This is a genomic window from Clostridium pabulibutyricum (genome assembly GCF_058242705.1).
In genome coordinates this window covers 59,862-71,652 of record NZ_JBZAYZ010000015.1, presented here as the reverse complement: position 1 = coordinate 71,652, position 11,791 = coordinate 59,862, and the positions used below count along the sequence as shown (strand labels likewise).

At 31.0% G+C, this 11,791-nt stretch carries 14 protein-coding genes, 1 pseudogene and 1 riboswitch; of the genes and pseudogenes, 10 read left to right on the top strand and 5 right to left on the bottom strand.

Going from position 1 to position 11,791, the window contains the following annotated elements; translation table 11 throughout:
* Positions 1–118 precede the first annotated feature (118 nt).
* The 3 genes from AC4CVH_RS13975 to AC4CVH_RS13965 all read left to right on the top strand — a co-directional run bounded on the left by AC4CVH_RS13975 (position 119) and on the right by AC4CVH_RS13965 (position 2,429).
* Positions 119–1,060, top strand: coding sequence for an IS982 family transposase (locus AC4CVH_RS13975; RefSeq protein ID WP_490787388.1), 942 nt, complete (start codon positions 119–121; stop codon positions 1,058–1,060).
* A 193-nt stretch (positions 1,061–1,253) separates the two neighbouring features.
* Entirely contained in the window at positions 1,254–1,502 is a 249-nt protein-coding gene (locus tag AC4CVH_RS13970; RefSeq protein WP_490788359.1) for a helix-turn-helix domain-containing protein, read from the top strand.
* A gap of 198 nt (positions 1,503–1,700) precedes the next feature.
* On the top strand, positions 1,701–2,429 hold the full coding sequence (locus tag AC4CVH_RS13965) for a MerR family transcriptional regulator (protein WP_490788358.1): 729 nt from the start codon (positions 1,701–1,703) through the stop codon (positions 2,427–2,429).
* 67 nt (positions 2,430–2,496) lie between these two features.
* On the opposite strand, the pseudogene AC4CVH_RS13960 reads toward AC4CVH_RS13965, so the two are convergent.
* A pseudogene (locus AC4CVH_RS13960) lies at positions 2,497–3,653 on the bottom strand (MerR family transcriptional regulator).
* A gap of 176 nt (positions 3,654–3,829) precedes the next feature.
* On the opposite strand from AC4CVH_RS13960, the gene AC4CVH_RS13955 reads away from it, so the two are divergent.
* The 5 genes from AC4CVH_RS13955 to AC4CVH_RS13935 all read left to right on the top strand — a co-directional run bounded on the left by AC4CVH_RS13955 (position 3,830) and on the right by AC4CVH_RS13935 (position 6,460).
* Positions 3,830–4,099, top strand: a complete 270-nt coding sequence (locus AC4CVH_RS13955) for a 50S ribosomal protein L7/L12 (RefSeq protein WP_490788357.1) — start codon at positions 3,830–3,832, stop codon at positions 4,097–4,099.
* A gap of 182 nt (positions 4,100–4,281) precedes the next feature.
* Positions 4,282–4,452, top strand: a complete 171-nt coding sequence (locus AC4CVH_RS13950) for a hypothetical protein (protein ID WP_490788356.1) — start codon at positions 4,282–4,284, stop codon at positions 4,450–4,452.
* Positions 4,453–4,814: 362 nt separating this feature from the next.
* A complete protein-coding gene (locus AC4CVH_RS13945; RefSeq protein WP_490788355.1) occupies positions 4,815–5,186 on the top strand; it encodes an ACT domain-containing protein in 372 nt (123 codons plus the stop codon).
* 250 nt (positions 5,187–5,436) lie between these two features.
* Positions 5,437–6,246 carry an MBL fold metallo-hydrolase gene (locus AC4CVH_RS13940; RefSeq protein WP_490788354.1) on the top strand — a complete coding sequence of 270 codons (810 nt, stop codon included), beginning with the start codon at positions 5,437–5,439 and terminating at the stop codon, positions 6,244–6,246.
* Between the two features lie 46 nt (positions 6,247–6,292).
* The gene (locus AC4CVH_RS13935; protein ID WP_490788353.1) at positions 6,293–6,460 is read left to right on the top strand and encodes a DUF6440 family protein; all 168 of its coding nucleotides are present in this window, start codon (positions 6,293–6,295) and stop codon (positions 6,458–6,460) included.
* 65 nt (positions 6,461–6,525) lie between these two features.
* Here the strand turns inward: AC4CVH_RS13935 and AC4CVH_RS13930 are convergent, their stop codons facing one another.
* The 4 genes from AC4CVH_RS13930 to AC4CVH_RS13915 form a co-directional block, all read right to left on the bottom strand.
* A complete protein-coding gene (locus AC4CVH_RS13930) occupies positions 6,526–7,128 on the bottom strand; it encodes a folate family ECF transporter S component (protein ID WP_490788352.1) in 603 nt (200 codons plus the stop codon).
* Positions 7,129–7,198: 70 nt separating this feature from the next.
* A riboswitch (THF riboswitch) is annotated at positions 7,199–7,301 on the bottom strand.
* Between the two features lie 378 nt (positions 7,302–7,679).
* A complete protein-coding gene (locus AC4CVH_RS13925; protein WP_490788351.1) occupies positions 7,680–7,913 on the bottom strand; it encodes a hypothetical protein in 234 nt (77 codons plus the stop codon).
* Between the two features lie 202 nt (positions 7,914–8,115).
* Complete coding sequence (locus AC4CVH_RS13920; RefSeq protein ID WP_490788350.1) at positions 8,116–9,009, bottom strand: DNRLRE domain-containing protein; 894 nt, start codon at positions 9,007–9,009, stop codon at positions 8,116–8,118.
* A gap of 79 nt (positions 9,010–9,088) precedes the next feature.
* Positions 9,089–9,388 carry a hypothetical protein gene (locus AC4CVH_RS13915; protein ID WP_490788349.1) on the bottom strand — a complete coding sequence of 100 codons (300 nt, stop codon included), beginning with the start codon at positions 9,386–9,388 and terminating at the stop codon, positions 9,089–9,091.
* Positions 9,389–10,252: 864 nt separating this feature from the next.
* Between AC4CVH_RS13915 and AC4CVH_RS13910 the strand changes: the two genes are divergently transcribed.
* Together AC4CVH_RS13910 and AC4CVH_RS13905 are read left to right on the top strand one after the other, a co-directional pair.
* A complete protein-coding gene (locus tag AC4CVH_RS13910; protein ID WP_490788348.1) occupies positions 10,253–11,095 on the top strand; it encodes a GHMP family kinase ATP-binding protein in 843 nt (280 codons plus the stop codon).
* A 7-nt stretch (positions 11,096–11,102) separates the two neighbouring features.
* Positions 11,103–11,783, top strand: coding sequence for a response regulator transcription factor (locus tag AC4CVH_RS13905; protein ID WP_490788360.1), 681 nt, complete (start codon positions 11,103–11,105; stop codon positions 11,781–11,783).
* Positions 11,784–11,791 lie beyond the last annotated feature (8 nt).

Below are 11,791 nucleotides of genomic sequence, written 5' to 3'. Positions count from 1 at the left end.
TAACCTGTTGTGCTAGTTAAATTCACTAACATAATTTATAAATAGAAAAACTCCGGCAATTATGTTACCTTATCATTAAAAAATCACCAAAAATCTTAACAATAGGGGGAAAACATATATGCCAGAGTTCAAGAAAGATTATACTATAGAAATTGATAATCTTAAAGATTTTATTACTGTTACATTTGTAATAATTGATGACTTTTACCACAAAGTTACTCCAGCACATATTAAAAATCGCAGAAATATTGATAAAGCAATTATGAGCGACAGTGAAATAATTACTCTTTCACTGGTTGGTGAGCTTCTTTCTATTGATTCTGAGAAATCATGGCTCAGTTTTTGTACCAGAAATTTAAAAGATTTATTCCCTGAATTTTGTACAAGAACAAGATTCCACAGAACTAGAAAATCACTTTATAAGGTTATGGAGCAAATCCGTCAAGAAATAACATGGTTCCTCAGGTATACTTATGAGCAGTACAGGATAATTGACAGTATGCCGATTCCAGTTTGTGAATTTGGGAGAGCACATTTCCATAGAGCATTTAAGCCGGAGGCTGCCTACGGCAGGTGTGTTTCCAAGAAAGAAACTTACTATGGATTTAAATTGCATTCCCTTACAGCACTCGATGGATATTTAACTGATTTTATCTTAACTCCTGCTAATATTGATGATAGGGCAGCAGCATTGGATCTAACATCATCCTTATCCCCGGTAACTATAATAGGGGATAAAGGATATATTGGAGATAGATTTATTTCAGAACTAAAATCTGAAACAAAAATCAATCTTATCGCCATGAAAAGAAAGAAAACTGCAAATCAATTTTCAAAAGAATTCAGACAGACAATATTTAAAGCCAGACGAAGAATTGAGACAACTTTTTCTCAATTATCCGGTCAGCTGAATATACAAAGGGTACTTGCCAAATCCATGTGGGGATTAGTAACAAGAATAACGAACAAAATTTTAGCTCATAATCTTTGTTATTTTATCAATAAAGTATTTAATATTAATCCCAATATATCAAAAATTAAGCATCTAGTATTTGGCTAATTTTTCTTAAAAGCATAGGATAAAGTTCTTAGGGCTGTTTTAGCTTATTTCTATGGATTATATATCCTATTTATCAAAATTTATCTTCTAGCACAACGGGTTAAATTAACTTATGATATAATTATAAAACAATATTATTTCGATGATTATAGAAATGAAATTTTTAATATATATAAATTGGGAGAAGATTATTTTGAAGCCAGATCCTATGGCAAATGATACAGCAGGGATTAAACCACAAACATCAACATTTCATTTATCTAAAATGGTTAGCGCTGGAATAATTGAAAAGTATGTATATTGCAGATATAGATATTTTAAATTGGCTAATGAGGATATTGCAAAATTGCTTGAATTCCTTATGAAACTTTCAAAATCACCTAAAATAAATTCATTAAATCAATATATACATTCGCACGCTTTAAGAGATGCAAGACTTTGATATGATCATATTGCCGGAAAATTAGGATATATAATTGCTGATGGATTGATTGATTTATGCTGGATTAAAAAATCTCCAATAAGTAGAGAACTAGAGGTCACAGAAGTAGGCAAAGTAGATTTATATAAAAATTTTCCCTATTGACTATGACGTAACGTAATAGTTTATTATATACTTACACGAGAGGGAGGGAAAAAAATGATGACGGTAAATGAGGTAAGTAGGTTGTCAAAAGTGAGTATACGCACTTTGCATTATTATGACAATATAGGATTATTACATCCATCCTATGTAACTGAAGCTGGTTACAGGCAGTATGACGATGCTGCACTTGAAAGTCTTCAGCAGATTTTACTTTTTCGTGAGTTGGAATTTCCACTTAAAGAAATCAAAAAAATACTTGAAAGCGATGGCTTTGATAGAAGTAAAGCCTTAAAACAGCAGATCGAGTTATTGACATTAAAGAAGGAACATTTAGAGAACCTTATTGATTTTGCTCGTGGAATAAAGTTAACAGGAGTGGGAAAAATGGATTTTAAGGTGTTTGATACTACTAAAATTGATGAATATGCAAAGAGAGCAAAAGAGGAATGGGGCAATACCAGTGCCTATAAAGAATTTGAGCAAAAAAATAAAAATAGGAGCGGCCAGGAAATACAGAAAGTTACGCAGAATATGATGAAGTTGTTTGTCGAATTTGGTGAATTAATGGATTGTGAAGTTGATGACTTAAAGGTACAAAATCAGGTGAAAAAATTACAGAAATATATTACAAAGCATTTTTATAAATGCACACCTGAAATCCTTCAAAGTCTTGGTAAGATGTACGCTGGTGGAGGAGATTTTACAATTAGCATTGACAACGCAGGCGGAAAAGGTTGTGCACAATTTGTCTCCGATGCAATAGAAAAGTATTCGGTAATTTAAATAAGGCATAGATTTGCTTTCTCAGCAAATCTATGCCTTATATTCATAATCAACCATAAAGGTTATCTCAATTTTCGGTATGGAACTTTATAGCTTCTCCAATAAATTTGGACGAACCACAACCATATTTATTATCAAATGATTTTATTAAAACAGGATCTGACGTGTATTTATATGCTATATAACTCCAGTAATTATCTCCAACTTCCATATTTAAAGACTCATTAAGTTCTTGTGTACCAATTATTATCTCAGAAACAATTTGTTGAACCTCATCTGATGAAGGCGATTTATCTAAATCAGTTGTAAGTTTTTTATATAGTGTTTCCAGTTTAGGCTCGTAATCTCCCAAATAAATTTTTAAAGATTTTCCGATGAATTCAGATGCACCATTTCCATATTTTTTATCAACTTTTTCTATCCATTGAGGCAATATTAAGTAAAGCCGTACCATAGTATACCAGTAATAGTCACCCATATTTGTTCTGAAAATTTCATAATCTTTTTTAGCTTCAGTAGTTATTTTGCCGGCGATTTGTTGAATTTCAATTGAATAAGGATCTTTACTTAAGTCAGCTGTAAGATTTTTATATAGCTCTTTTAATTTTGGATTTTTATCATAAAGGCAGTCTTTTTTAAACTTATCAATTTGTTCAGCATTAGTTATTGACAGATTATTATTTAAATTTTTCTTTACAATCTCAGCATATTTTTTTGTACTTCCATATTGTTTCACAGCCATTTTGGCGATGTCTGATTCAACAGATTTTATTTTTTCAATCATCTCATTGAATTTGTCTATACTTCCATAAAGTCTAATTACTTTATTTTTCTGCTCTGTCTTGAATTCTTTTAATACATTGTAAAATCCAGTCATATCAAAGTCATTGAAACTCATTTTATTATCTCCTTTTAAGGTTTTATTTATAATCTTTATTAATTGATTCAATTTATTACGTTTTACAATAAGAAACTTTTTTGACTCTCCAGAGCTTGCAATTTATCAGAGTAGGGAGCATCTATGATTTTTTTTACTTCTTTTAGTTGTATCTCAAGTTCTTTAAAAAATAGAATTTGCTGCAAAGTTTGAAGAGCTTTATCGTCATAAAGTCTGTAACCCGCATCGGTAAGTTCACTTGGTTTTAATAATCCTATCTCATCGTAATAATGCAGCATACGTATACTAATACCTGTTAAGTCTGAGACTTGTTTTACTGTTTTCATTGGTTACCTCCAAATTTAATTTCAAATCATGTTTTTATAGTACACTATGACATAATGTTATGGTCAACAATTTAATATGAAATTATGGTAAAATAAATTTATGCAAGTGAATTACATAAATACTGGTATTTTCCTTGCTTTATATAACGAAATTTTTGGTGGGGTGGATTGGAATTATGAATTATACAATTATGGCAATATTTATAGGAATACTTGGACTTTTGATATATAGCAGTATATATGAAATGAAGAGTAATATTTCAAGGATGAATATAATGATAAACAAGCTTGCTTTGAAAGCAGGAATTTTGGATGACCTGAAAGATGAACTGACAAAGCTTATTTCAGATGGCAGGAAGGTTGAAGCTATTAAAAGATATAGGATTGCCACTGGCATTGGACTTATTGAGGCGAAAAAATATATTGATTCATTGAGTGACGAGTAAGTTTGAATTCATTTATGTAGACAGAGCGAATTGAACTGTCAAATAGACCAGTTCTTGCAAAAGTAGGTATTGTTGAGTCCTGTTTATTACAAGTTAAGTGATATTTTGAGTGGAAGGAAGAAAATTGATAAGTTTGAAAATGACTGATTACATGAATTAAAAGCATATAGAGGTGGGGATGTATGAAGAAAGAAAGAGTGTACGCAATAATAAATTGCATAGTTATATATCTAGTATTATTTATAGCATTTCAGATTTTGAAATTAAAGAGCAATCTAATTAATTATGTTTTACTTGCAGTGATAATTGGAATTATATTGTATCTATATCCTAAGTTGTTTGATAAAAATTAACTTATTTACATGTATTTGGGATAATATTTTACAAATAGTTAATAAATATGACACTAAGACGTAACAAATACCATATATACTTATAAGTGTCCTAAGGAATTAGTACCTTAGAGAAATGAAAATAATGTGTTTACATATACATGAAACAAAGTAATGGTAATTACCAAACTGGTGTCTGTAGTTGCAGGGCACTATAAATTCAAGTGCAACTGCCAGAAAATACGATTTATAATTGTCCCCTTTTAGAATTTTATATTGAAAAGCAGGCATCCCGAAATAGGATGCCTGTTTGCATTTAGATTATATGTATATTAAACTTATGTAATAAGATAGATTTTACTATTAATTAAAGGGATGATAATATGCTTGACATAAAAATAATAGATGAAGATTTTTCTATATGTAAAATCAAAAATTTGTCGCAAATAGATTATTCAGACGAGTTCTGTTTTATAGGTAAAACGGACGAGGAAATATCTCTTGTATGCAGTACAAAATTTGTGCCGCAGGATACAATAGAGTGTGATAATGGTTGGAAAGGATTTAGAATACAGGGTATACTGGATTTTTCCCTTATCGGAATTTTATCAAAAATATCCACACTTTTAGCCAAAAACAAGATTGGAATATTTGCAGTGTCAACGTATAATACAGACTATATATTTGTAAAAAAAGAAAATTTTAAGAAGGCCATAGATGTCATAAAAAATAATGGATACAATGTTTTGGATTGAGATATATAAATTTATTAGGTTGGAGTTTACTAAATATGATTATGAGTTTTGATACAAAAGATATTGATAGAATAATGAAATTATACAATAGCATTAGATTTTCATTTAAGAGAAAATTTTAAAATCTATAAAAAAGAAATAACTATTAGGGAAGGTGAGAAAGTGAAGATATTTTTACGCATGCATCCGAAGAACCGTTTATCCTCTGTGAAACTATAAAGTTATTATTTTACAGAGGAGTGTATATTAAATGAATAGATTGAACAAACCAATACTTACTAAAGAAACAATTAAAGAGATGGAAGATATGTCGTTTTTCACCCATGCAAGGATTTTTGACGATTTGCTAATTGTTGCACAAAAGCAGACGAATTGTTTTGTATTAAAGACAAGTGATGGATTAATACTAATAGATGCCATCTGGCCGGAAAAGAGAGCTTTTGAGGCAATAGTTAAGGCTGTTAGGGATGTAGGGTGGAATCCACGCAAAATAAAAAAATTGGTTGTTACACATGGACATGTTGATCATACAGGATGCGGAAAATGGTTTGTTGAAAAGTATAATGTAAAAACATATCTATCTGAAGTAGACGATATATTTTGGCAGCAGCATCCAACAAAGCCAGATAGACCTGAAACTTGGAAAGATTATAAAATTGATGTTTATATTGAAGATGGAGATACTGTAACTTTAGGTGATAAGACGATATATGTTTACGGCACACCAGGGCACACACCGGGTGGCTTAAGTTACATTTTTCCTGTGAGGGAGAAGGGAAAAATTCATATGGCAGCCTTATGGGGAGGTACCACACCGCCATGGACAAAGACTGGAGTACAAGAGTATCTAAAATCCTTGGAGTATTTCATGAGTCAGGCAGCTGATAAAAAAGTAGATGTGGCTTTAAGCAATCATACAGCTATGGATAATGGGATGGAACGAATCATGTATTCAAGAGTGAGACTTGATTACATGCCCAATATTTACATTATAGGAGATATGGGATTTAAGAATTACTGCCAGGTGTTTCGTACATTGAGCTATGATATTATGTTTTAAATGCATGAAGAGTAAGCCATTTTAAATTTTGAAAAGAGGTGATTACATGGGAGAAAAACGTTTTGAAGCTAGATATACACAGGGAGTTATGGAAAGTTACCGCATAATAGTGGATACTGAAACAGGTGTAAATTATCTGTATGTTGGAAATGGAAGTTCTGGAGGACTTACAGTACTGCTCGATTCTGATGGAAAACCGGTTATAACTAAATAACAATTTAAATTACTAACATCGCTTTATTAACATAAATAAAGCGATGTTTTTTATCTTGATTATGTTTATATAAAAGGTATTGTTCTGGAGTTTTGATTTTTTAATGATCCTGTAGTTGTAAGTATCGGGAATAGAATTTGGAGCAGCAGTACACATGCAAATACCTCTATAGGAAGCATAATGGTATTTTTTATTAAACTCTTTGCAAAAAAATATATGAAACCTTTGTTAAAGAGAATTTTATTCCATAGTGAACCGAGAAAAACATGAATGCCGTAGTTTGTTATTAGCTTTGCCATAAAAATTCTTAAGATTGTCAGCCGGCAATTGTACAAAAAAATACCATAGATAAATAATTCAAGCATTGAAGATATGGCATATCCTGGGAAAAATACTCCTGAAGGATGTATTGCAAAATTTAAGATGTCAAAGATCATGCCTGAAAATAGTCCTACTATTGGACCGAATACTATGGCTCCAATGGAAAAAGGTATGAATGTAAGTGAAATATGAAGACTTTCACTTACAGGGATATAAAATGAATCTATGGCAATACTTAGGGATATGATTATCCCTGCAAAAGTTATGGTTCTTAGGTTTCTCAATTCACTGAAGGCTGTGTGCCAGTATTGAAGCGAAATAATTGATGTATAATCTTCTTTTTTCATAAAAAAATCCTCCTTGAAAATACGGCATATTCATACAGCCGCATAAAGGAGAAGTAAAATTCCATCATGCAGCAGCGGGATGCAGTAATCATACGGCAAACTTTAAATAGTTCTTCGTCCCAAAAGCAACTCCCCGTCTTTCAGGCACGTAACCCATAATTACCTACTCTGCCATTTATTTAACATTTATTATATAATAATAAGCATAAAAGTACAAGAAAATAACAAGTAACTTCCTTCAAAAGTTACTTGTTTGTATATAGTTTTTTCTCTTATAACATGAATTTGTGACTTACAAATCTCTTTGTAATCCACTCAACCTACATACTATACTATTATATTATAAACGATCAAAAAAATACACTAAATTAAGGAAAAATTTTATCATTGATATCAATAGCTTGTAATTGTTTTCAATATGATATATAATAAAGGTGTAGCAGTTGAATGATAGTTGATACAACTATTTACTCCATTAAGTTAGTCTATGTATATACTTATAAAATAAAGCCCCGGGTATCCAGGGCTTTATTTTATAGTATAAAGTTACATTATTTTACAATATTTGGACAAATGGCCTGAATGAGTTTTGAACAGTCGTATTTTATCCCGTTAGCTGTGCAATTAGCTGATTTTGTTGAATCACAAGTAGTACAAGTTATACAGGATTTACAGGCTTTGTTGCCTAATGAACTTGCATGAACAGTTGTAGTTATTCCTGAGCTTAAGAATAATGGTGCCGCAATTATCAAGGATGAAAGTAATTTATGTTTAATTTTTAACATTATAACCCCTCCTGAATTTACTGTATTATATTGCCAGCGTGATTTCTCTCTAAGTGAATTTGGAAATCTAGGCATGTCTATATTGTAACAGCAATTTAGGGATATATCATTATTAAATGGCTGGGTTTAATAGTAGTATAATACTTTAAAACAAATTTAATCATTTTATCAAGCAAGAATGTGGTATATTAATATATTTATTTCAGTTCCTGTAAATAATATCATTGGAATCTTTATAGGCTCCGTAGATATTTGCGGATGTTATTGAATCTCCCACAGCGAGTGCAGGTACTATTGGAATTGAATATGTTTTGTTTATACTCATTGCCGTATCAGTTGGGTTTTTATATTCATCTGAAACATAATATTTATTAATATTGCCAGTAGTTCTTGTTATTATAACTTCTATTATCACCACAAATACGGAATATTTCTCAATTTTTCCAGTTGCTATAACTTCAATTATACTGGGATTTGATGGAATAGAAGGAATACAGGGACTGCAGTTATTGCAGGTGTTGATTATCTGCATAGCAAGACCAAAGTTATGATTGCAGTTTGATCTACTATTTTCAGTGATTGACGTATTATTATGCGTATAGGTTATAGTTATGAAAGGCACCATTTCCTGTTTTTTAGCCAGCGATGATCCAAAACTTGCCATACAATTGTTCCACATGTCGGATATAATTATACCCTTATTTGATGAACAGTTTTCAATCCATGAGGAAACTATGGAGGTTATATTTACATCAACTGTGGATTTTGATGTCATTGGATAGAACTTGATTCCACTGCATGTATTTGCTGAAGGAATTCTAAGATAGGTAGTATATATGCTAAAGTGGCTGCATATTGGATATATTATAAATTCAGAGCTAGTATCATCATAAAAACCATCGCATTTAAATAGTGTCAATTTAGCACTGCATATTGTAATATCATGTGGCAATGATGAAATGTCGAAATAAAGCAGACTATGATATTCAAATTTATTGCTGCAGCCTACGATTATATTATTTTTATGAATATTCCCATTTGGGATTTTATCGCTTAGTGTAAGACTTTTATTTGCTGGAAGAGTAATTGCATCCAAATACATCACTTCCAATTTAAAATGATTGTATAGATGACCAACAGTGATTTATATTTTGGCCATCTATATATTATATTAATTAAGCTTCAGTTATCTGAGCATTCAATGATCCATAACTTGTCAAGGTTACAGTTTCGTTTTGTTCAAGTTTTGGGATGATAGCCATGTTAAGAGTATCGTTGACATTTAATACTGCTGAGCCTGCTGAATTGTCATAAACAGCTGTCATTGAAAAGTAATCATGGGTGGTATCACTTCTAAGAACATCTAGTTGTACTGCTTCTACAAAACTAACTCCTATGGGTACAGTTCCAGTGATTGTCACTAACTGCCCTGAAGCACTTTGCGGTGAGTCAAAATCTACTGATAAGGCTGCCATATATTGTTCACTTCCTTAATTTTGGCTTGATAAATATATAAACTCTTATCTAATAAACATAATATTGAAAATTGGAAGAAGTGTTACTTTAAAAGCACGATGGAATATTTTTACATAAACTTAACAGTAAAGACTTGATTTAGAAATATTTTACATATAGAATAAAATATGTGTCCTAAGGGTATAATACCTTAGAGAGAAAATAAGCATTTGGAAGTGTGATTCCCAAATGCTTATTTTCTATATGGAACTTTTAAGAAGTATCTGCATAACATGTAAGTATAAAGCAAATGTATAATTAATTTAAAAATACTTTTGGATGTATATGTTAAAATACACGATATCGATAAAGATATGATATATTTTGATTTTTATAATATTGAATTACTCTACTAAAGAAGGTAGAAGGCCTTGAGTAAAATCAAGGCCTTTTATAGTATTATCTATAATTGTATTCATTTTAAAATACCGGAGATTTATAATCCCCGGTATGAAAAGCACATCAACATATTTAGGAATAATATTTAGTTTATGCAGGTATTAAATATCACTAGATTGATACATTGATGTCTTTATACAATTATAATGTGCACAAATTAAATTATTATACGCCGAAATTTAAATTTAACAATGAGTTAATATGGATTTAATATAGGTATATTAAAATAAAGTCAGAGTCGCAATAAAAATAAATTCCCTATACACAATTAATAAGCATTTTGAGCCAGTCCCTCAGGTGCTTATTTTTTTGTGCGAAAATCATTCTATAGAAGATGAATTGATAATTTGTTAGAATAAAAATGTTGACTGTTTCGCATATTGGTAATTGAAGTTGAAAATATTTGAATTGGATGAGGGAAAAACATGATAACTTTTGCTAGTTATCCCGGCAGTATTGGAGAGATACTTCAGGGAAAGTTCAAGGGAATGGATGTGCTTATTTCATGTCCTGTTAATTGTATTACAAGAGTGATTTTGTATGAAAGCAATAAACCTGTATATAAATATAAATATCCCAAAAGTCGTGAATTTTTAAATATAATTTTAAAAGCATGGAATTACGAGAAATATGAAAAAAATCTTGACATAGTTATAAATTCAAAAATTCCAATTGGTAAAGGTTTTGCAAGCAGCACTGCAGATCTTTGTGCAACATATTATGCTTTGCTTAAGCTGTTCAATAGAAAGTTCAATCAAAAGGAACTGTCTCAAGCTTGTATTGAAGTTGAGCCCACAGATAGCATAATTTTTGATAAGATGACTGTATTTGATTATAAAAGAGGCACTTACAGTGAAATTTTAGGAAAATATGTAAAAATGTATTTGATGGTGTTTGAGGGAAACAAAGTTGTCGATACTGTGAAATTCAATAGAGATAAGATAAAGCCATTGGCTCATATTGATGATTTAATAGAGATGGTTAGAAAAAACAGCATAAAAGATATAGCTTTTGCAGCTACGGAAAGTATTATTAGAAATAGTGATAGAATAAAGTATGATATTCTCCCGGATTTGATAAAATTCAAGCAGCTCACGGGAGGAATAGGCATTATAGGTGCACATAGTGGAGACTTGCTTGCCATTGTTTATGAAGATTTGAAGTCTTTAAATGAAGCTGAAAAGGTGCCTGTAAAAATACATGGTTATAGAATGTATAAACTTGAAACCATGAAAGAGGATGAAATTCATGAGTGTATAACAAATTAATTTGGAGATGAGAAAGTTGAAGAAAGCTGAAATATTGATTGTGGAAGATGATAATGATATAAATAAAATTTTGAGCCTTGTAATTAAAAAACATGGTTATAATGCGACCAGCTGTTTTTCGGGTACAGAAGCACAGCTTAGACTTGAAAATTCATCATTTGACCTTGTTTTGCTGGACATTATGCTTCCAGGTATGGATGGAGTTGAACTTCTCTCAAAAATAAGGGAAAAGTCCTCAATCCCGGTGATTGTAATATCTGCAAAAGGACTGGTGAGTGACAAGATAGATCTTCTGAGGCTTGGGGCGGATGATTATATTGTAAAGCCTTTTTATAATGAGGAGGTTGCAGCAAGAATCGAGGTACAACTCAGAAAAAACTGCACTAATGAAGGAGTATGTTTCAGGTGGAAGAAAATTGTTATGGATAAAAGTCAGCACAGAGTAACATTTGGGGAACATGACCTGAATCTTACAAATGCAGAGTTTGATATTCTCTATATAATGCTGAAGCATCCAAAGCAGGTCTTTTCAAAAGCAAAACTGTATGAGATTTTGTGGAATGATGTTTATCGCGGTGGTGATAATACTATAAGTATGCATGTATCAAATATACGCAGAAAGATTTCCAAATTTACTGACGAGGAGTATATAAAGACGGTTTGGGGAATAGGTTTCTCTTTGGCATAGATTTAAAA

What these genes read in the sequence shown, in the direction of transcription:
- AC4CVH_RS13965 (WP_490788358.1), top strand. Translation starts at nt 1,701, where the DNA reads ATGATGACGGTAAATGAGGTAAGTAGGTTGTCAAAAGTGAGTATACGC.
- AC4CVH_RS13975 (WP_490787388.1), top strand. Translation starts at nt 119, where the DNA reads ATGCCAGAGTTCAAGAAAGATTATACTATAGAAATTGATAATCTTAAA.
- AC4CVH_RS13930 (WP_490788352.1), bottom strand. Translation starts at nt 7,128, where the DNA reads ATGAAAAAAGAAGATTATACATCAATTATTTCGCTTCAATACTGGCAC.
- AC4CVH_RS13955 (WP_490788357.1), top strand. Translation starts at nt 3,830, where the DNA reads ATGAATTATACAATTATGGCAATATTTATAGGAATACTTGGACTTTTG.
- AC4CVH_RS13950 (WP_490788356.1), top strand. Translation starts at nt 4,282, where the DNA reads ATGAAGAAAGAAAGAGTGTACGCAATAATAAATTGCATAGTTATATAT.
- AC4CVH_RS13945 (WP_490788355.1), top strand. Translation starts at nt 4,815, where the DNA reads ATGCTTGACATAAAAATAATAGATGAAGATTTTTCTATATGTAAAATC.
- AC4CVH_RS13935 (WP_490788353.1), top strand. Translation starts at nt 6,293, where the DNA reads ATGGGAGAAAAACGTTTTGAAGCTAGATATACACAGGGAGTTATGGAA.
- AC4CVH_RS13915 (WP_490788349.1), bottom strand. Translation starts at nt 9,388, where the DNA reads ATGGCAGCCTTATCAGTAGATTTTGACTCACCGCAAAGTGCTTCAGGG.
- AC4CVH_RS13910 (WP_490788348.1), top strand. Translation starts at nt 10,253, where the DNA reads ATGATAACTTTTGCTAGTTATCCCGGCAGTATTGGAGAGATACTTCAG.
- AC4CVH_RS13905 (WP_490788360.1), top strand. Translation starts at nt 11,103, where the DNA reads ATGAGAAAGTTGAAGAAAGCTGAAATATTGATTGTGGAAGATGATAAT.
- AC4CVH_RS13940 (WP_490788354.1), top strand. Translation starts at nt 5,437, where the DNA reads ATGAATAGATTGAACAAACCAATACTTACTAAAGAAACAATTAAAGAG.
- AC4CVH_RS13925 (WP_490788351.1), bottom strand. Translation starts at nt 7,913, where the DNA reads ATGTTAAAAATTAAACATAAATTACTTTCATCCTTGATAATTGCGGCA.